The sequence below is a fragment of the Paenibacillus sp. FW126-R14 genome (genome assembly GCF_058789495.1).
Map to the genome: position 1 here is coordinate 107,982 of NZ_JBYTBS010000002.1, position 19,526 is coordinate 127,507.

16 protein-coding genes are annotated in these 19,526 nt (G+C 49.8%); 3 read left to right on the forward strand and 13 right to left on the reverse strand.

Annotation, left to right across the window (positions count from 1 at the left end):
* Nucleotides 1–11: 11 nt before the first annotated feature.
* The 4 genes from iolD to AC3WRW_RS01915 all read right to left on the reverse strand — a co-directional run bounded on the left by iolD (nt 12) and on the right by AC3WRW_RS01915 (nt 5,343).
* Nucleotides 12–1,877: a 3D-(3,5/4)-trihydroxycyclohexane-1,2-dione acylhydrolase (decyclizing) gene (gene iolD / locus AC3WRW_RS01900; RefSeq protein ID WP_492544451.1), complete on the reverse strand. Its 1,866-nt coding sequence runs from the start codon at nt 1,875–1,877 to the stop codon at nt 12–14.
* A 286-nt stretch (nt 1,878–2,163) separates the two neighbouring features.
* A complete protein-coding gene (locus AC3WRW_RS01905) occupies nt 2,164–2,310 on the reverse strand; it encodes an aspartyl-phosphate phosphatase Spo0E family protein (RefSeq protein WP_492544453.1) in 147 nt (48 codons plus the stop codon).
* Between the two features lie 148 nt (nt 2,311–2,458).
* Nucleotides 2,459–4,258 carry a PAS domain S-box protein gene (locus tag AC3WRW_RS01910; RefSeq protein WP_492544455.1) on the reverse strand — a complete coding sequence of 600 codons (1,800 nt, stop codon included), beginning with the start codon at nt 4,256–4,258 and terminating at the stop codon, nt 2,459–2,461.
* Between the two features lie 218 nt (nt 4,259–4,476).
* Nucleotides 4,477–5,343, reverse strand: a complete 867-nt coding sequence (locus AC3WRW_RS01915) for a phytanoyl-CoA dioxygenase family protein (protein WP_492544457.1) — start codon at nt 5,341–5,343, stop codon at nt 4,477–4,479.
* A 171-nt stretch (nt 5,344–5,514) separates the two neighbouring features.
* On the opposite strand from AC3WRW_RS01915, the gene AC3WRW_RS01920 reads away from it, so the two are divergent.
* Nucleotides 5,515–6,375: an AraC family transcriptional regulator gene (locus AC3WRW_RS01920; protein ID WP_492544459.1), complete on the forward strand. Its 861-nt coding sequence runs from the start codon at nt 5,515–5,517 to the stop codon at nt 6,373–6,375.
* Between the two features lie 85 nt (nt 6,376–6,460).
* On the opposite strand, the gene AC3WRW_RS01925 is transcribed toward AC3WRW_RS01920, so the two are convergent.
* Entirely contained in the window at nt 6,461–7,723 is a 1,263-nt protein-coding gene (locus AC3WRW_RS01925; protein ID WP_492544461.1) for an ATP-binding protein, read from the reverse strand.
* 188 nt (nt 7,724–7,911) lie between these two features.
* On the opposite strand from AC3WRW_RS01925, the gene AC3WRW_RS01930 reads away from it, so the two are divergent.
* The gene (locus AC3WRW_RS01930; protein WP_492544463.1) at nt 7,912–9,069 is read left to right on the forward strand and encodes a glycosyltransferase family 4 protein; all 1,158 of its coding nucleotides are present in this window, start codon (nt 7,912–7,914) and stop codon (nt 9,067–9,069) included.
* Nucleotides 9,070–9,082: 13 nt separating this feature from the next.
* Complete coding sequence (locus AC3WRW_RS01935) at nt 9,083–10,402, forward strand: UDP-glucose dehydrogenase family protein (protein WP_492544465.1); 1,320 nt, start codon at nt 9,083–9,085, stop codon at nt 10,400–10,402.
* 181 nt (nt 10,403–10,583) lie between these two features.
* On the opposite strand, the gene AC3WRW_RS01940 is transcribed toward AC3WRW_RS01935, so the two are convergent.
* The 8 genes from AC3WRW_RS01940 to AC3WRW_RS01975 all read right to left on the reverse strand — a co-directional run bounded on the left by AC3WRW_RS01940 (nt 10,584) and on the right by AC3WRW_RS01975 (nt 19,217).
* Entirely contained in the window at nt 10,584–11,261 is a 678-nt protein-coding gene (locus tag AC3WRW_RS01940; protein ID WP_492544690.1) for an MgtC/SapB family protein, read from the reverse strand.
* A gap of 48 nt (nt 11,262–11,309) precedes the next feature.
* Complete coding sequence (gene ald / locus AC3WRW_RS01945) at nt 11,310–12,443, reverse strand: alanine dehydrogenase (RefSeq protein ID WP_492544467.1); 1,134 nt, start codon at nt 12,441–12,443, stop codon at nt 11,310–11,312.
* Between the two features lie 19 nt (nt 12,444–12,462).
* Entirely contained in the window at nt 12,463–13,563 is a 1,101-nt protein-coding gene (gene phnW, locus AC3WRW_RS01950) for a 2-aminoethylphosphonate--pyruvate transaminase (RefSeq protein WP_492544692.1), read from the reverse strand.
* A 38-nt stretch (nt 13,564–13,601) separates the two neighbouring features.
* A complete protein-coding gene (gene phnX, locus AC3WRW_RS01955; protein WP_492544469.1) occupies nt 13,602–14,423 on the reverse strand; it encodes a phosphonoacetaldehyde hydrolase in 822 nt (273 codons plus the stop codon).
* A 32-nt stretch (nt 14,424–14,455) separates the two neighbouring features.
* Nucleotides 14,456–15,241, reverse strand: a complete 786-nt coding sequence (locus AC3WRW_RS01960; RefSeq protein ID WP_492544471.1) for a DeoR/GlpR family DNA-binding transcription regulator — start codon at nt 15,239–15,241, stop codon at nt 14,456–14,458.
* A 47-nt stretch (nt 15,242–15,288) separates the two neighbouring features.
* Nucleotides 15,289–17,010, reverse strand: a complete 1,722-nt coding sequence (locus AC3WRW_RS01965; RefSeq protein ID WP_492544473.1) for a putative 2-aminoethylphosphonate ABC transporter permease subunit — start codon at nt 17,008–17,010, stop codon at nt 15,289–15,291.
* Nucleotides 17,010–18,047, reverse strand: coding sequence for an ATP-binding cassette domain-containing protein (locus AC3WRW_RS01970; RefSeq protein ID WP_492544475.1), 1,038 nt, complete (start codon nt 18,045–18,047; stop codon nt 17,010–17,012). Before AC3WRW_RS01970 ends, AC3WRW_RS01965 begins: the two co-directional genes overlap by 1 nt.
* 81 nt (nt 18,048–18,128) lie before the next feature.
* Complete coding sequence (locus tag AC3WRW_RS01975; RefSeq protein WP_492544477.1) at nt 18,129–19,217, reverse strand: putative 2-aminoethylphosphonate ABC transporter substrate-binding protein; 1,089 nt, start codon at nt 19,215–19,217, stop codon at nt 18,129–18,131.
* Nucleotides 19,218–19,526 lie beyond the last annotated feature (309 nt).

The window sequence follows — 19,526 nt, forward strand, 5'->3', positions numbered from 1 at the left end:
TTCCCCTCTCGCTAAATAATGGTGACCGCCCCAATGCGGGCTTTCATGTTTTCGTGCGCTGTAACAACTTTGCTGGAAACGGACACCTCCGGGACGCCCACATTCCACCAGGACTCATACCCATCCGTATTCGTGCCGGGTACGACTTTAATTTCGATGAGCGTTGTCACGCTCTCCTTTTCGGCCTGGAGAAGCGCTTCCTTTAACTCCGCTTCCGTACTGGCCGTATACGCCTTAGCTCCAAGACTGCGGGCATGGGCGGCAAAGTCAATGCTCATGTATTCTCCGGTTAAGCCGCCCGTAGCTTGCGAGCGGTAGCGGAATTCATTGCCGAAGCCGTCGCTGCCTTGGCTTCTTTGCAGGTTGTGGATGCATTGAAAGCCATGGTTGTCGAACAACAGCACAGTTATTTTGCATCCTTCTTGAAGGCTTGTAACGAGCTCCGAATGCATCATCAGGTAGCTGCCGTCGCCTACGATGGCGTATACGTCGCGTTCCGGTTCTGCCAAAGCAGCGCCGAATGCTCCGGCGATTTCATATCCCATACAGGAGAAACCGTACTCCATGTGGTAGGTTTTGGGTTCTACCGGCCGCCATAACCGGTGCAAATCGCCCGGCAGGCTGCCGGCGGCGCATACGATGACGGAGGAGGGAGCAATGGCCTCATTGATGATCCCCAGCGCCCTTGTTTGCGCAAGCCCCGCCTCATGCTGAAGCGCGTACAAGCGGTCAACTTCAGCGTTCCATTGCTGCTTGAGCCCGGCGATTTCACCGTCCTCATAACCGGCGCTAAAGTCCGATTGCGCCAGCGCTTCCTGCAAGGCTGCGAGTCCTTCCCTTGCATCCGCGGTAATTCCTACGCCGTTAAGCTTCGCTGAATCAAATCCGCTGACATTAATGTTCACGAACTGCACGTCAGGATGGGCAAAAGCCGACTTCGACGCCGTCGTAAAATCAGAGTATCGCGTGCCCACGCCAATAATGACGTCGGCCTCTTGGGCAAGACGGTTGGCGGCCAGCGACCCCGTTACGCCGATGGCGCCGACCTGCAGCGGATGGTTCCAGGGCAACGCGCTCTTGCCGGCTTGCGTCTCCGCCACCGGAATGCCGAAGGCTTCGGCGAATGAAGCAAGCGCTTGCGAAGCGGAAGCGTACAGCACGCCGCCTCCGGCGATAATAAGCGGCTTTCGCTTGCCCTTCAGCAGCTCGGCTGCTCGCTTCACTGCGCCGTCCGCCGCCGGACGGCGGTCTATGTAATGCACTTTCTTATCGAAGAAAGCTAGTGGATAATCGTAGGCCTCTGCCTGCACATCTTGCGGCAGGGCCAAGGTGACAGCTCCGGTTTCCGCCGGATCGGTCAGCACCCGGATGGCCTGCACGGCAGCCGTCATCAGCTGCTCCGGTCTGACGATCCGGTCCCAGTACCGGCTCACCGTTTTGAAAGCGTCGGTAGCCGATATCGTGTAATCCTGAACGGATTCCAATTGCTGCAGCACGGGGTCTGGCTGTCTGGAGGCGAAATTGTCTCCCGGCAGCAAGAGCACCGGAATGCGATTGACGGTAGCCGTTGCCGCCGCAGTGACCATGTTCAATGCCCCCGGGCCGATCGAGCTCGTGCAGGCATAAATTTGCTGCCGGTTCCGCTGCTTAGCGAAAGCGATTGCAGCGTGAACCATCCCTTGCTCATTTTTGCCCTGCTTATAAATAAGACTTCCAGCGCTTCGTTCCAATGCTTCTCCAATGCCGGTCACGTTGCCATGTCCAAAAATACCGAAAACACCTTCAACAAACTTTCGCTCCACGCCGTCAACCGATAGGTATTGGCTGTCCAAGAATCGCAGCAATGCCTGCGCCATCGTTAAGCGGATTGTGCTCATGCGTATCTCGATCTCCTTTGCTCACCCGAGGGATTAAGCGCTTAATCTCTCAATTATTAAGCACTTGAACTCCAAAGGGGTTAAGCGCTTAATTCGATCTTACTACAGGTTTTCAATTGCGACAACAATTTTTTTCCACGGAGCTTTTGACGCTGGTTTATTCTCGCTCTTTTTGCGGGGATGCCAAATACGGCTGATGACGAATCCCGTCCGGTCAGCCGTATTTATACATACGATCGTTCATGCTGTTGTCGAAAAGCTCAGGGTGATTCAAACCAATCTCTTATTATTCGAGCACATAATACCGAACAATATATTCATCTAATTGTTGGCTGATCGCAACGACTTTCTCATGGGTAAAACAGCCGTGCCTTTCGGCTTCTTCTACCATTTTCATGCGCAGTGCTTCAATTTTTTGCAGTAATAATTCCATGGCCGCAGTTCACACCAACTCTGTTCAGTTTCGTTAGTCTCCTCATTATAAATCATGACTTCGCAAAAGTTTGTAAAAGTTTGTCGACACCCTTCGAACAAATTGTGAAATTTTATTTCATTTTTTTCACAACGTTGAAACCCTTGTACTACAGCACACAGGGAAGTTCAATTTCAATGGCAGTCCCTTCCCCAACCTTGCTCTGAATCCGAATACTTCCTTGATGCGCTTCAATAATCCGGCAGCAAACCATGAGCCCGAGCCCTGTTCCCTCTTCTTTCGTCGTGAAAAAAGGATCGCCAAGCCTAGGCAGTAATTCCTCGGCTACGCCTACGCCATTGTCTTTGAGCCTGATCGATATTCGTCGTTTTCCGAGTCGCTGAAGCACAATGTCGATTTTCCCGCCGGTTGGCATGGCTTCAAGGGAGTTTTTCAACAGATTAATAAATACTTGCTTCAACTGGCCTTCATCGCCTTTGACCCTGTGAACGGTATCCTGGCTGCTTTCGAATTGAATCTCAACGTTATGTAGAAGAGCCTGAGGCTGCAGCAAAGAAACCACATTGGAGATAATATCGTTCATATTTTTAACTTCGATCTTACTGCTTTGCGGCTTCGAAATGAGCATAAATTCGTTGACGATACCATTGATTCGGTTTAATTCAGCCAGCATAATATCAGCGTATTCCAGCCTCTTTTGAGGTGGCGCGCTCCTGATGAGCTGTAAAAACCCCACAAGAGAGGTTAGCGGATTCCGAATCTCATGCGCGATACCGGCTGCCAGTTGGCCGACAACAGAAAGCTTTTCCGACTGTCGCAGCAGCTCTTCCGCCGTCTTGCGGTCGGAAATATCTCTTAGCACCGTTTGAATGACCGGCCGTTCCAAATAGCTATGGAGCACAACAGAGGAGGCTTCAATGGCAATAGGATTGCCGTGCAAACCTAACAGCTTCAGCTCCATGAACGGAATATAATTATCCACTAAAGAAACGGCCTTCACTCTCTCTTTGACCGTTTCATGGAAATCGGAGTGTACGAAGTCAAACATGTTTCTGCCAATAATTTCGCTCGGATCTTGTGCACCCAACAGCCTCAAACCGATATCGTTAATATAGCAAATGATGCTTTCTTGATGGACAATGATCGGCTCCGGAAGCAGCTTTAGCATGCGTCTGTACTCTTCATCCCGTTCGCGCACAATGCTTTCCATCACCTTTCTGTGCGTAATATCCCTGCACAGCAATTGGATCGACGGCTTGCCGAAATATTCAACCGGAACGGCTCTGATTTCGACATTGATCAATTGATTGTCCATCCGCATGATTCTCTTTTCAAAGATGTCGGAAGGCTTATTTTCTTTGAGAAAATGCGCGATTTGCGACTCAAACTCATCTCTCTCATCCGGATGAATAAATGCTAACGTAAGCTTCTCCAGAAGCTGATCATCACTGCTGGCTCCCACAAGCTTAAATGCTGCCTGGTTCGCATATACAATCTTGGAATCGCTGTATACAAAGATAGGTTCCGGTGAAAGCTCGACCAAAGTGCGATACCGTTCTTCGCTTTCTTTCAGCTTCACGACTTCCATGCTGCGATTGGAAATATCTTTAGCTACTTCGACGATTGCAAAAATATGGCCCTCACCGTCCTTTAACGGGGAAACGGTCATACTCGCGCAAAAGGACTCGCCGTTTTTTCGCAGTTTATGCGCCTCATAACTTTGTGCTTTATCCTGAAGAATCACGTCAGAATGAATGTTTTTTACCCGCTCTGCTTCGTGTGCCGGCACTGTCTCTAAACACTTTACAAAAACATCGTCATTCGTCCAGCCGAACATATTTTCATACGCTTTGTTCACGTGTACAATTTGATGATGAAGGTCGATAACCGCAACGCTGGCATTCGTATGATCGAAACATACTTCGAATAGTTGTTTAATTTGCTGCATCCAATTTGTGGGTAGTGGTTTACTCTCTATCATTTCATCCATTTTGTTGTATCCTCACCCTATTCATAAACGCATGTTATTTACATAACAATTCTATGTTCCCTTGCATTTTCCTTTCCAGATCAGGGCATTTCCCCTTTATTCCAGCTTGCAAAATGCAAAAAAGAGCGGCTTCAGGAAGCTCGCTCCTACTCTCGGGGGATTTGGCGCACATTCAATTATGTGGTATGTTCCGTTCGATTTTCGAGCCAATCCTCCAGCGTTGCAACACGCTCAGGATATTGATAGCTTCTGGCTAAGAAGCCGGCTCCGTGACCTGGCATCGGGTCCTGATCCGTAGGCTGATAGCGCAAATCCACGCTCCAGCGCACCTCGTCCGATAAGTTTGGCGTCGACATATGCAGACAGCGGTCATTGAACAGAATCGCACTCCCTGCCGAAACCGGGAGTACGACAGTCTCTGTCTTCCCAAGCTGGCTTTCGTGCAAAGCCGTGTACCCTGTTCCCGTCTCCGATTCCTGATGCCATTTCAGTAAGCGCTTACGATGGGTGCGCGGTTTAATATGCAGACAGCCGTTTATCTCATTTGCGTCTACGAGCGGAATCCATACCGTGATCACGGGATTGGAGTTGGCATCAGGCCAGTACGATTTATCTTGGTGCCATGGCACAGCGCCTGCGGCAACCTTTGGAATTTTCGGCCTTGTATTGTACACCGGATTAGAGAACAGCTCTCCCCCGATTAGAGACTCTACCGCATCCAAAATTTTGGGATTGCTCATTAAATGAAAATAGCCGGGAATGCGGTCTCTCCAGCTTCTTCCGTATTTTAGAAAGTGCTCCGACGTTAAATCTTTAAACAACTCCGCCAAACGATATTTAAAAGGCCGATCTTCTAATTTGTCATGAATAAGGCCTGCCTGCATAAGCTCGTCTGCGATATCCGATACCTTGCAGTTCATCGCTTCGATCGCCTGCGCGAGGTCAGCTTCTTGAAGCAGGTTCGGAATGACCAGATAGCCCTCCGTGTTATAAAAATCAACTTGCTCCTTGCTCAAACTTCCGCCAATTTGACTTGTATTCATTGTCTCCACGCCTCCTTAGAGTTGGTCTACACTTATAAATGTAGCATCTTTGAGCAAAAGCGTATTTATCCGGCTGTTCATCGATTGATCAATTCTTCCGGTCATTTCTTTTCTTCGCGAGCCTATTCGCTTACAATGGGAAGACAACCTGCGCAGAACGGAGGCTGTTCGATGCCGAGTTTAACCGTGATAAATCCATCTATAAGAACCGCTCACCATTACCGCTTTCCTTTCGAAAAAAACGGCAGCGAATCGTTCCGGTTAGGTTACTGCTATGCTTTTCATCTCGTGACTGGCGGCAAAGGAGCTGTAACGCTTCCTTCGGGGACCTTTCCCGTTGCCAAAGGCGATCTGCTCTATTTTCCGCCTACACTGCCGCACTCCTTTCATTCTGACGCTTCACACGCTTTATCCACCTATAATATTTATTGCGACTTATGGGCACCCCGCCCGGACGTCGGAACCAAGCATCTCGTATGGAAAGAAGCCGACTTCGATCCTCACATCCTGACGGCAATCGAGCCCAATACCGATTTGGACGGCTTGCCTAACCTGCTCCATTTTCAGCATCAGAGCGCTGTATTCGACCTGTTCGCCCGGGTGGTAGAGCAGCACCAGAATTCTGCGCCGTACTCAGACACGATTGCCAAGAGCCTCCTGCAAGCATTGCTGCTGACTATTGTGCAGCTCCATACCTACACGCCATTCATTGATTTCCGCATCAAACCGCTGCTCGATAGCATTCACAAAAAAGCATTCGCAGGCTACCGTTATGAAACATGGCTGGAACAAAGCAAGCTGAAAAAAACACAGTTTCACCAACTGTTCAAGCAAGCCACAGGGATGTCCCCCAAGGCGTACTGGACCTCGGTCGTCATGAAACAGGCCGCTGCCGCTTTAAAAGAGAGCACCCGCTCGGTCACTGACATCGCTGAGGATTTGGGCTATTCGTCCATTCATCATTTTAGCAAGCAGTTTACGCTCTATTACGGCATTTCGCCTTCGGAGTACCGGAACCGGCAGTGGTCATGAACCGCAGGCAAACGAACGGCTTTCCGCCAAATGCATAAAGAGCTGTCCTCTAGCAAATAAAACTGCTAAAGGACAGCCCTCGATTTTATAAAGCTTCCAGCAAACGCCGGCGATCCGTTGAACCTATCGCCAGATGAATGAGGTGTGCCATTAATTTCTTCTGTTCCGGATTTAATCTCGCGAATACTCTCGGCTCCAGCTGGCAGATCTCTCTGATGACAGATTCCAGTTCCGCTTTTTTCGCCGTGTCCTCCGGTTGATCCGTAAAGTCCGGAAACGCCTTCGCTTCCGCAAACTCTTGGATGACATGATCGGATAGGATCTGCAAATAAGGCTTTCTTTTTTGCTTAATATAGGCGTTGATCTCTTCCAGCAAAAATTGAAAGGCGTCGCTTTTTCTGCTTACGCCAAAAGCCGCTTCCAGCTGCCCGCTTTGATCATCGCTCTCAAAATCAAAATAATCGAACAGTCTGCTCTGAATGTAGACGCTATGGTAAAAGGAATCCCCTTTATTATTAAAGGTGGTCGGCTGCTTATACTTTTCCTCCAGATGGGAGTCGATAAAATACAGCTTGGAATACTCGTGATTAATCCGGTCCTGCCAACGGACAAATGTAATGTTGAACGTCGACTGGCTGCCCGGATGCACAATGTCAAAGCATTCTTTGTCGCCGATCAGATTCGAGTAATCCAGGGATTGTCCGTCGATTCGAAGATCGAAGCCCTTCTCGGCATGAAGCTCCAGAAACCAGCCGAATTCCCTGCATAGGAAAGCAATTACATCCTCATGAATGAAATCTTTGATGATATTATTGAAAGTTACCGTCGTCCCGGGCTCGCCATCCGTCAATTTGACATCCGAAACCCTATACGTATCCAATTGATTGGAGGCGATCTCAATGGTATACGTATTTTTCAGCAAGCCTTCCACATACGTCGTTCGCCATGCTGCGTCCGAAGCAAAGCGATGAAAGGTTAGCCTGCCGATCCCGTTTTTGCCATGCATAGCCGAGGTCGTTCTTGAGCGCCTTTCCGGGTCAATCTGCTTCTCGGATTCAAAGAACGGCGTAAACTTTCGCTCCAATTCGCGCCGGTCAATCCCATACCCGTTATCCGCAATCACGATGCGATCGATACCGCCAAGAACATTCTGGTGAAGCTTCATCTCTACCAACGAGGCGCCTGCATCGAAACCGTTCCAAATATATTCGGAAATCGCCTGCAAATAATCGAATTTACGAAGCGTTTTTTCGATCCCTTTTGAGGATATTTGTATTTTGCCCACAACGATCAGCCCCTTCAACGAGTTTACGCCGACTTCCTCTCTATCATATTCCAAATCTCTCATTTCGTTTGTCGATTTCTGCAATCCCCTCCTTATTGATTTTCGACAAAAAAAGAACACGCTGAACACCCCGCCGGAATGTTGACCGAAACCGCCTTCTCTGTATTAAAAAAGAATTAACATACGGTTAACGTTCCTCGAATAATCGCATGCTAAGCTAAATATATCCAGGAACTACAGGAGGGATTCTTATGCGCCTCGCGTTGTTTACCGATACCTACGTTCCTCAAATGAATGGCGTTGCGCTCACGCTCGGACGGCTCACCGATTACTTGAACCGCCGTGGCGTCGAGCATCTTGTGTTTGCCCCGAAATGTACGGATGAACTGGCTTACTCCGAACTGATCCGTCCGATCCCCTCCATCCCTTTCTTTCTCTATCCCGAATGCCGGATTGCCCTGCCGAACCTGATTTCTCTCCGCGCTGAACTTGACCGCTTCCGTCCTCATTTGCTCCATATGGCAACTCCGTTCAACATCGGCTTGTGCGGCCTTCACTACGCCCGCAAGCGCCGGATCTCACATGTAGCCTCGTACCATACCCATTTCGATCGTTATCTGACCTACTACCGGATGAAAAAAGCCGCTCCTCTCTACTGGACGTATATGAAATGGTTTCACCAATCCTGTGACGCTACCTTCGTCCCCTCCATGGATACGATGCAGCACCTGCATACTCAAGGCTTCGACCGGATGCTCCTGTGGTCAAGAGGCGTCGATTGCAGACTCTACACCCCTGAAAAGTCCAACAGCTCTGTTCGTGAGAGGTATGGCATCACAGCTCCCTTCCTTCTCCTTTATGTAGGACGCATCGCCCCCGAGAAAGACATCGACACGTTGTCCGCCATCATGCGCACTTTGCCGGATACACTCAAAGAACGTGTCCACTGGCTCGTCGTCGGAGACGGCCCGCAGCTCGGAGAACTGCGGGAGCAAGCTCCGGACAATGTCACGTTTGCCGGCTACAAGCAGGGCGAAGAGCTGGCGGAAATTTATGCCTCTTCGGATCTTTTCGTTTTCCCTTCCAGTACCGAAACGTTCGGCAATGTCGTCCAAGAAGCGATGGCATCCGGGCTTCCCGTCATAGCCGCAAATAGCGGAGGAGTTCGAGATATGATCATGCAAGGCCAGACCGGAACGTTATGTGCGCCACGACAGCACGAATCGTTCGTCAGGGCCATTGAAGCTTGGGTAAACGCTCCTGACGAGTGGGCCGGCTTCCGGGAAGCAGCGCGGAAGTTCGCGCTTGGACGGTCGTGGGATGCTATATTCGATAGATTGCTGGATGATTACGAACAAATTATTGATGCGCGAAGAGTTGGACACAAACTGGGATTCTATTCCGCTTAAAGGGGGAACATCCATGCGATTAACATTAGTCGGGACGGGATACGTCGGATTAGTAGCCGCAGTGTGCTTCGCAAAGCTTGGTCATGACGTGATTGCCGTTGACCGCGAGCCTGTCATCCGCGGGCTGCTGGAAAATAAATCAAAGGTATGGGAACCTCATCTGGAGCCGGAGCTGGCTGATGTCATGGCCAAGGGCAGACTGCGCTTCGAGACAAATATTGCCAAAGCCGCTGCGGATGCCGACGCCCTGATGCTCGCCGTGGGCACGCCTACGCGTCCGGACGGAAAGACGGAACTGGGCCCTATTCATGAAGTGCTGGCACAATTGATGCAATCCGGCGCTTGCCCGCCGCTCGTGATCATAAAAAGCACCGTCCCTGTCGGCACCTGCGACGAGCTCGAAGCGAGCCTGCTGGCAGCCGGTCTTCATACGGAAGTGGCGTTTAATCCCGAGTTTTTGCGCCAGGGCAGCGCTTTGCACGACTTTACGGAGCCCGACCGCATCGTACTCGGCTGCAAAACGTCCCAGGCGGAAACGACGCTTCGCGAGCTGTATGAAGGGATCGAGGCTCCCGTTCATGTCTGTGACCGGCGCAGCGCCGAGCTTATTAAATATGCGTCCAATGCCTTCCTGGCGATGAAAATATCATTCGCCAATATGATGTCAGACGTGTGCGAAGGCTATGGCGCCGATATTCGCCATGTGATGAACGGGGTCGGCGCTGACCGGCGCATCGGCCCTGAATTCCTGTCGGCTGGCGTTGGCTACGGAGGCTCGTGCTTCTCCAAGGATTTGCAAGCCCTCTTGACAACCGGGAAGCTGATCGGCAGCAAGCTGCCGCTCCTGGAGGCGACCGCCAAGGTCAATGATCAGCGCATTCCAAGGATGATCGCCAAGCTTATCTCCCTATGGGGCAACCCCTTAGGCAAGCGTCTCTGCGTCTTGGGCATCGCGTTCAAGCCCAACACGAATGACGTTCGCGACGCGCCATTCTTAACGTTACTCTCGCAATGCGAGCGTCATGGCATCGAGGTGCAAGCTTTCGATCCGGTCGTCACGCACGTAGAGGCAAAAGCCGTTAAGGTGATGGACTCCCCTTATACCGCTGCGGCCAAAGCCGATGCCGTCCTGATTATGACGGATTGGCCGCAGTTCGCCGAGCTGGATTGGCCGTACCTGCTTCACCTCATGCGCCAGCCGCTGGTGCTTGACGGCCGCAACCTGCTGCCCGGCAGCATGATTTCACAGATTGTGGCTGTGGATGAGGCGGTCTACGTGCCGGTTGGTAGACCGATGGAGTGCAGCACATCCGTAAGGGAAGAACGTCCGTGATGACACGGGCTTACACGGAGAGGTTGACCCCAAAGTGAAAACAACAAAACAGAAGGCTATCCCCGTCATTTCAATGACTTGTGGGATAGCCTTCTGTGCCGTTATGCTTCTGCGGTCTAACTAAGGGAAAACTACCCTCTAATGGGCCGGCAGAAGCTTGTCGGATTTGGAGTTACGCCGTTCATCTGCTTTCAATCTCTACAAAAGTAACATGCTCAACGGATTTCAGCGAAGCGTAGATGTCCGTTGCCAGCACTTTTTCATAAGTTAACAGCTTCAGCTCCAACTGGTTCGAGCTTCCTTCCACATCTTTCACTTTAACGCGTTCCACATGCATGTTTAAGTCTTTCAACTTTTTGAAAATGCGATTGGGATCCTGACTTTCATGAAAAACGATCCTCACTTCCAAATATCTTTGCTTGAGGGAACGGGGACCGATCAGCTTAATGATGACAGGAAACAAATTGACGGACAAAATGATAAAAATGACGGCTACGAATGCCTGAAAATAGTACCCTGCGCCTGTTGCTATGCCAAGTGCGGAGGCCGACCATACCATCGATGCTGTTGTCAGCCCGGAAATTTCATCATTGTTCCTTCTTAAAATGACGCCTGCGCCTAAGAAACCAACGCCGCTTACGATTTGCGCAGCGAGCCGCATCGGGTCCATGTTGGTATGGCCCGGAACGGAGAACTTGCTTACGGATTCGATGGAGACCATCGTAATTAAGCAGCTTGCAACGGAGATGACCATGTTCGTCTTCATGCCGACAGGCTTATGCTTTAATTGGCGGTCGATGCCGATTAACATACCAAGAAATAGAGCAATACCTAATTTGAGAACAAAGGGAGATATCAACACTGTGTTTCTCCTCTCATCTTGCATCTGTCTTGCACGCGAGGTGTGTTAGACGGAAACGGATAAATCGCTTAATACGGTATCAATCTCAACATAAGGATACCCATGCGCTTCAGCAACAGCTTTATAGGTGACTTTGCCTTCGATCGTGTTGAATCCTTTGGCTAAATCTTTGTGAAGCAGCCCAGCGTCGCGATAGCCTTTGTTCGCAATGTGCAAAGCATAGCCTACTGTGACGTTCGTTAAAGCGACTGTAGACGTCCGTGCGACCGCTCCCGGCATATTGGCAACCGCATAATGGACGACACCGTGTTTTACATAAGTCGGGTCGCTGTGCGTTGTAATCCGGTCGATCGTCTCGATCGAGCCGCCTTGATCAATGGCGACATCCACAATGACGGAACCCGGCTTCATCGTTTTGACGACGGCTTCTGTCACGAGTCGCGGGGCACGGCTGCCCGGAATGAGGACGGCGCCGATCAACAGGTCCGCTTTCTGAACGGCCTCCGCAATATTGCTGCCATGGGACATTAGCGTGCGCAGACGCCCCTGAAATTGATCGTCTAATTGGCGGAGCCGGTCCGGATTCACATCCAGCAGCGTCACGCTTGCGCCCAGACCGACGGCCATTTTGGCCGCTTGCGTCCCCACGACGCCACCGCCGATAATAACGACTTCCGCCGGAGCCACGCCTGGAACGCCGCCAAGAAGAACCCCTTTTCCACCCTTGGATTTCTCCAGAAACTGAGCGCCGATTTGAATGGACATTCGGCCCGCTACTTCACTCATCGGTGTCAGAAGCGGCAAAGATCCGTTGCTCAGTTGAATGGTTTCATAGGCGATGGCGACAACTTTCTTATCCGTTAACGCACGGGTCAGCTCGGGTTCTGCAGCAAGATGCAAGTAAGTGAACAGAATTAACCCTTCCCGAAAATACCCGTACTCCCCGGCAAGCGGCTCTTTCACTTTCAGAACCATTTCAGCCGACCAAGCATCCGCTGCGGCAGGTACGATTTTCGCGCCTGCTGCCAAATAATCCTCATCTGCGAAGCCGCTTCCCGCACCCGCTCCCGCTTCGACCCACACCTCATGCCCGTGATGTTTAAAAGAAGCCACGCCCGCAGGCGTAATGCCAACCCGGTTTTCATTGTTTTTAATTTCTTTCGGTACTCCGATAATCATATGCATTCATCTCCTTTGGCTACGTCCAAAACTTTTCTTGCTGTATCGCATCCACAAGACGAATCATATCGATCGTCTGCACTTCCCCGATATTACCGATCCGGAACGTATTTGCGTTCGTAATTTTGCCCGGATAAATAACGAAGCCTCTGCGCTTCAATTTCTCATACAACGTTTGGAACTGGAAAGCTTCGCATGCCGGATACAAGAACGATGTAATGATCGGCGATTGCAGCTGCTCAGGCAGCAGCGTCTCGAAACCGAGCACTTTCATCCCTTTCACAAGTGTCCGCTGGTTCGTTTTGTAACGATTGTATCTGGCGATCACGCCGCCTTCATCGGCCAATTCTTTCAGCGCTTCATAGAAAGCACGGACAACATGGGTCGGAGATGTAAACCGCCATTTGCCGTTGTAGTTTTCCATTTTGTCCCATTGGTCGAACAAATCGAGGGAATGGGAACGGGCCCATCCGGCGCACTTGGTCATTTCGTCGATCTTCGCGATAATAAAACCGAAACCCGGAACACCCTGGATGCATTTGTTCGCGCTGGAGATCAGAAAATCAATTTGCAGCTCCGCAATATCCATCGGAATTCCGCCAAAGGAGCTCATGGCATCCACAATATAAATTTTGTTATATTTTTTGGCGATGCGGCCAACCGCTTCTATCGGGTTCAGCATGCCTGTCGTCGTTTCGCAATGCACAACGGCTACATGCGTAATGTCCTTATCTTTTTGCAGCATATATTCCAATTCTTCCAAGTCCGGAGGAAGAACTTCTCCGTTATCCAAGAGGAGAAGAGGAATGTTCAGCATGCTTGCCATTTGAGCCATCCGCTTGCCATAAGCGCCGTTGGCCATAACGAGAATTTTGCCATCCTTCGGGATCACGCTTCCGATCACCGATTCTACGCAAAATGACCCGCTGCCTTGCATAAGAACGGAGGTGTAAAGCGAAGTCTCCTTGGTTGCTAATTGGACAAGCCGAGCGCGTATATCCTGGACGATTCGATTATAATCATCATCCCATGTACACCAGTCTTTCAACATGGCCGCTTTCACCCTTTTGCTCGTGGAAAGCGGTCCGGGAGTTAAAAGCAAATAGGGGTTATCTTCGATCAGGTCAATATTCATCGTCGTACTCTCCTTCGTTCTGTTCATCTGCTGCTCACTTCCAACATGCGGGCGTTAATATCGTCAATGACATGGACAAGATCGCCTATCGTCGGGATCACGTAATGAGCTCCCGCTTCAAAGAAACGTTTCTCCACGACAGCCATTCTCGCTTCCAACTCTTCAACAGGCAGCGTATTCACTTCCTCTTGCGTAAGTCCAAGCTCGCTTCCGCCCTTCACGACGCCAACGCTCCATGCGCCTGCATTGACGCCCTCTTGTATATCGCTGACCGTATCGCCGACTTTGACGATCGATTTAAACGGATATACGCCCAAGTTCATCGCATTGACGTAGCACATCCATGGATACGGCCGCCCTGCTTTTACTTCGGAAGGGGTAACCAAGGAGTCCGGCTCATATCCTTTTAATTTGGCTCCCCGGCTTACAATGTCCATCATTTCCGCCGTATAGCCGGTCGTTGAGCCAATTTTCAACCCTCTTTCCCGCAGTTCCTTCACTAAGTCCAGAGCGCCAGGGATCGGGTCCGTATACCCCGGTAAAATTTCAAACAGCATCGGTTCGAAGTCCGCATACAAATCATCCACATCTGCATCCGTCGGCAGAGCGCCGAATTTATCTTTCCATAATTGCGCAATCCGCGGTATGCCGCATAACGTTTTGATATGATCCCATTTCAAGAGCCCCATCGGGCCGCGGGCCTCTTCAGCCGTAATGGCAATGCCGCGCTTCTCAAAAATCCGGAGGAACACGTCCAGTGGCGCGAAGCATCCGTAATCAACCATCGTACCTGCCCAATCGAAAATAACAGCTTTAATTTGACCTTCATAATTTGTCGACACCATAACCAATCCTCTCCCAGTCCGCAAAAATATCGTTATTCAGATACGATCCACTCTACGCGAATTTGCGCTAAGTCATCTTCCCAATCTTCGGGTGCGGGAACGCCGCTGACGATGACATCGATTTCGTGCAAATTCGCCATTTTATAAAATTGCACCATGCCAATTTTGGAATGATCGGTGACCACAATGTTCATTCTGGCATGTTCCATCATCTTCTTGGCCAACTGGCCGCGCTTTTCATCAAACGATGTGATGCCTTTGTCAATCATGATCCCGTCGATGGAAATAAACGCTTTGTCCGCATAAAATTGCTCCACCATTTGCTCGGCCAAAGTGCCGGCAACCCTGGATTGCAGCGAGCTTACTTTGCCGCCGATAAAAAATATTTCCCCGCTGTAAAGCTCTCTGTTCTTATAGTCAATCAGCGCATCCAGCGCGGGAATGGAATTGGTCAAGATCGTGAGATTTTGCTTGTCAAGCAGGTGTTCGATCAGTTGCAGCGTCGTCGAGCCGTCGTCGATGAAAATGACTTCATTATCCCCGGCGAGCGCCGCAGCCGTCTTGCCGATTTTTCGCTTTTCGTCTGCATGCAGCACTTCCCTATTCAAGTGCGAGGGCTCTTCCCGGGAACGATTGATTTTCACCGCTCCACCATAAACCCGCTTCAGCTTGTTAGCCTCTTCAAGTTCCTCCAGATACCTTCGAACGGTCTCCGATGAAACTTGGAGCACTTCCACAAGCTCATTCGTAATGACTTTGCCTTCCGAATGGATTTGATTCAGAATATACTCTTTACGCTCTTCGCCGATGAGTGACAAGAACGGTTACCTCCTTGCGCAATTGCCTCATTGTTGGTTCGTGACGACTACTTACGGATTTGCCAGGCCTCCGTTTTCTTTCTTACTTTGCCGGAAAGCAGCGAGTACAGCAGTCTTACGATAATATTCGTGATGACGATGAGCACCGCCATCGCTGCGGCTGCCGCAACGTCGCCTGCATCCTCCATATTCACGAGTGCAACGGCAGCCAAGTTCAAATCCGCAGACCGCAGAAACACAACGGCAGAAACGGTAACCATCGAGTTGACAAAAAGGTACATGGCGATCTCTATGATTGCCGGCAGGCACATCGGAACCGTTACTTTCAGCAGCGTTTTGTAAAACGGCACGCGCATCGACTCCGAAACGAGCTCGAATTCTTTGTCCAGCTTCTTCAGCGCCGTCGTCGCCGTAATGAAAGGCACGCCATAGAAATGGGTGACATTGGCCAGCACAAGAATAATCATCGTTCCGTAAATCCAGTTAAACGGATTGTTCGGATTATTGAAGAAGAAGATGTAGGCCAAACCAATTACCATACCTGGCAGCGCAAGCGGCAGTACGGACAGAAAATAGCCAATCTGCCTAAGTCCGCTCAAATGACGCGATTTCTCGATCAGATAAGCGAATAGAAACGTAATGAACGTTCCGGCAATCGCTGTGAACAGCGACACCTGCAAGCTAGTCCAGAACGGGTCGAGTCCGGAGCCTGCTACATGGGAAAAATCGTAATGCTTGAAACTGAAGCTTAAATTATAAGGCCAAACTTTAATCAATGATGCACACGCAATCGTAATCAATGGAATGAGAATTGCGGTAGAAATGATGATGCCAAATAGTTGATATAGCCTGTCGCGCGTCTTTCCGGCAGCAATCCGGTAAGGCGTCGATTTGGAGGAAAGCATGGAACGCTGCTTGCGTTCGACCATTCGGTCAACAGCAAAGGCGATAATGGCGGGAATCGTTAACAAAATGCCTACTGTAGCTCCCATCGACATATTTTGCTGTCCGATGACTTGCTTATAAATATCCGTCGCCAAGACGTTGAATTTGCCGCCGATCGCCTGCGGCGCCCCGAAATCCGTAAAACAGGCCGTAAAACAAACGAAGATTGCACTGATGAGTCCATACTTGACCGATGGCAGTGTAACGGTCAGAAACGTTCTGGCCTTGCTTGCTCCCAATGTTTCTGCAGCTTCATACAAGCGCTGATCCGTGATGGATAGGGCGGTAATGAATATGAGAAACGCTTGCGGGAATAAATAGATGACTTCGGAAATGACGATGCCCACAGGGCCGTAGATCTGGATATTGATACCGCTTGGGAGCAGTCCGAACAACCCCGATGTCAGAATCCCTTGGTTCCCAAACAGATACGTTAAGGCAATACCGTGCATCATGGTCGGCTCAAAAAGCGGCAGCATGGCGACATAATGCAAATAGGCTTTGCCTCGAATGGCTGTCCGGCTAATCCCATACGCATACAGGAAGGCCAGCGTGACGGCAATCCCGGTAGAAAGCAGCGAAACCCATACCGTATTCCATAACGATTGCGCCAAGGAAGGCGTCGTAAAATATTTGATGAAGTTCTGAATGCCGATGAATTCCGCTTTGGCATTGAAGAAAGCTTTACTGAATAATAAGCAGAGGGGCACTAACGTCGTTAATGACAACGTAATGACTAGGGCGACGATAAGGAAATTTTGCAAATTGAGGAGTTCTCCCCAGTTGCGGCGTACTGGCGTTGTCCAAACAGGCTGCTTCTCCATCACGCGGTCACCACGGCATCCGGCGTAAACGTAATGAGATTCTCCCCCGGAAACTCAACGGAAACTTCGGCAAACTTCATCAAGTTCAGTTTGTGGGCATGCCCGGAGGATACGTCCACCGAAAGCAGCTGATTGCCGAGCAATTCTTTCAGCTCGCGAATCGGCTGCAAAAGCAATCTATAAAACGGACCTCTAAACTCCATATGCTTGATGACAGCCTGGAAGCCTGAACCCGGAGAAGAAATACGAATATGTTCGGGCCTGACAGCAAAATTGGAAAGCGGCAAGCTGCTTTTGTGTGGCCCGTAGGCCAAGAAATTAATTGATCCTATAAAATCAGCTACAAAAGGCGATTCCGGTTGATCATATACTTGCTGCGGAGTTCCGACTTGCATAATTTCAGCATTATTCATAACGACAATCCGATCGGCCATAGTCAAGGCCTCTTCCTGATCATGGGTGACCATAATCGTTGTGATGCCAAGCTTCTCTTGCAGATTGCAAATTTCCTCTCGCAGTTTGTTCCGAACTTTGGCGTCTAAAGCCGATAACGGTTCATCCAGGAGGAGAAAATCAGGCGACAGGACGAAAGCTCTGGCGAGTGCAATACGCTGCTGCTGACCTCCCGAAAGCTGGGCGGGATAACGGTCTTTCAAGTGCAGCAAATCTACCAGCGACAGCGCCTCTCTTACTTTGTCAACGATTTCCTTCTGCGAAAGTTTTCTGCTTTGCAAGCCGTAAGCCACATTCTGACCGGCCGTTAAATTCGGAAATAAAGCGTAGGATTGAAAGACCATGCCGAAGTTCCGTTTGGATGGCGGCAGGGATGTAATGTCCTTGCCGCCGACCTTGATTCGCCCGCGAGTCGGCTTCTCAAGACCGGCGATAATGCGCAGCAATGTGGTCTTGCCACAGCCGCTTGGACCGAGCAAGCAAATGAATTCACTCTTTTTAATATCGATGTTGATTTCCCTAAGCGCTGTAAAGGAGTCAAATGTTTTGTTCACGCCTTGAATGGATAAATATGCTTCTGGCATAAGATGCCTCCTTCTACGTAGATTGTGAACGGAGCGGCTGCTCGCTGCAACGGGTCCAAATAGCAGCCGCTCCTACTCGCTTCACTTTTTCGGTTCGCTCTTCGTGTTGTAACGTTTGTCCCATTCAGCCAAAATGCTTTCACGATTTTTCGCAGCTTCATTCAAATCGTTCTTGATTAATTGCTTGATCGGGTCCACTTTGTAACCTTCAGGAAGTTTGGAAGCATCTGTTTTGATGGCCAAGATCGCATAGTTTTTGTTGTACTCTTGCATAGCTTCGTCCGTAATGGCCCAATCCAGGAACTGCTTGGATACTTGCTTAATCGTATTCTTCTTGACGAGCGCATTCGCTTCTACGTCCCACCCGGAGCCCTCTTTCGGGAACACGACTTCGACCGGAGATCCGTTCTTCTTCTCTTGCAGCCCGCGGTATCCGAATGAAATACCGATGGGGTATTCGCCCGTGCCGGCCAATTTAGCGGGCTTCGATCCGGAATGAACGTACATGGCGATATTGTCGTGCAGCTTGTTCATATAGTCCCAAGCTTTGTCTTTGCCTTCCAATTGGACCAATCCGGATACGGTCAGGAAGCCGGTTCCCGAGGAAGACGGGTTCGGCATCGTAATGAGGCCTTTGTATTCCGGTTTAATTAAGTCAGCATACGATTCAGGAATCGGAAGTTTACGCTTTTCCATCTCCGTTCTGTTGACGATAAACGCCGTTTCCCAAGCATCGATGCCAACCCAATGCGCCGGTACATTTTTATCTTTAAATTCAGGAAGCACGCGTTCGATCCCCTGCGGTGCGTATGGCTCCAATTGTTTGTTCTGATCAAGCACGAGCAAGCTTGTTGCCGCTAAACCCCAAACAACGTCTGCTTGCGGATTGTCTTTCTCGGCCAGCAGCTTGGCCGTAATCACCCCTGTTGAATCTCGGACAATGTTAATTTTGATCTCCGGGTATTTCTTTTTGTAACTAGCCAGATAGTTCTTGATCGCATCATCTTCCAGTGCGGTATATACCGTCAATTCCTTGCTGGTTGAATCCGTTCCCGTGGAACCAGCCGCAGCTCCTGGCGATGACTCCGTGGTAGTTGCCGATTTGCCACATGCGGCTAATACAAATACCAAAGTACCCATGACGACTAAACTTCTCGTTAATTTTCTCATTGTTCCGATTCCTCTCCTGGTTAGATTGGGTTCCTTCCGATACTACACACGCTTCTCTCTACTTTAATTTTGTCGTGTCTGGGTGCAAATGTTGTTTTCGCCGATCGACCTGCGATCAAAAACCCCCTTCACATCGCTTTTCATTCAATAATAAACATAAAAACAACCTTATTAAATTGATTTTAATTGCTTTTAGTTGTTTTTATAATGTGATTATATGCTTTCCCTCTCTTGCGTGTCAACCGTTTTATGTCATTTTAGGTGACATCAACATGTTTTTTTTATTGAATAGCTCTATAAATATATAAA

Coding starts and splice junctions, on each gene's coding strand:
- AC3WRW_RS01975 (WP_492544477.1), bottom strand. CDS start 19,217: ATGAGAAAATTAACGAGAAGTTTAGTCGTCATGGGTACTTTGGTATTT.
- AC3WRW_RS01905 (WP_492544453.1), bottom strand. CDS start 2,310: ATGGAATTATTACTGCAAAAAATTGAAGCACTGCGCATGAAAATGGTA.
- AC3WRW_RS01930 (WP_492544463.1), top strand. CDS start 7,912: ATGCGCCTCGCGTTGTTTACCGATACCTACGTTCCTCAAATGAATGGC.
- AC3WRW_RS01910 (WP_492544455.1), bottom strand. CDS start 4,258: ATGCAGCAAATTAAACAACTATTCGAAGTATGTTTCGATCATACGAAT.
- AC3WRW_RS01935 (WP_492544465.1), top strand. CDS start 9,083: ATGCGATTAACATTAGTCGGGACGGGATACGTCGGATTAGTAGCCGCA.
- AC3WRW_RS01965 (WP_492544473.1), bottom strand. CDS start 17,010: ATGGAGAAGCAGCCTGTTTGGACAACGCCAGTACGCCGCAACTGGGGA.
- AC3WRW_RS01915 (WP_492544457.1), bottom strand. CDS start 5,343: ATGAATACAAGTCAAATTGGCGGAAGTTTGAGCAAGGAGCAAGTTGAT.
- ald (WP_492544467.1), bottom strand. CDS start 12,443: ATGATTATCGGAGTACCGAAAGAAATTAAAAACAATGAAAACCGGGTT.
- AC3WRW_RS01920 (WP_492544459.1), top strand. CDS start 5,515: ATGCCGAGTTTAACCGTGATAAATCCATCTATAAGAACCGCTCACCAT.
- phnX (WP_492544469.1), bottom strand. CDS start 14,423: ATGGTGTCGACAAATTATGAAGGTCAAATTAAAGCTGTTATTTTCGAT.
- AC3WRW_RS01970 (WP_492544475.1), bottom strand. CDS start 18,047: ATGCCAGAAGCATATTTATCCATTCAAGGCGTGAACAAAACATTTGAC.
- AC3WRW_RS01925 (WP_492544461.1), bottom strand. CDS start 7,723: ATGAGAGATTTGGAATATGATAGAGAGGAAGTCGGCGTAAACTCGTTG.
- iolD (WP_492544451.1), bottom strand. CDS start 1,877: ATGAGCACAATCCGCTTAACGATGGCGCAGGCATTGCTGCGATTCTTG.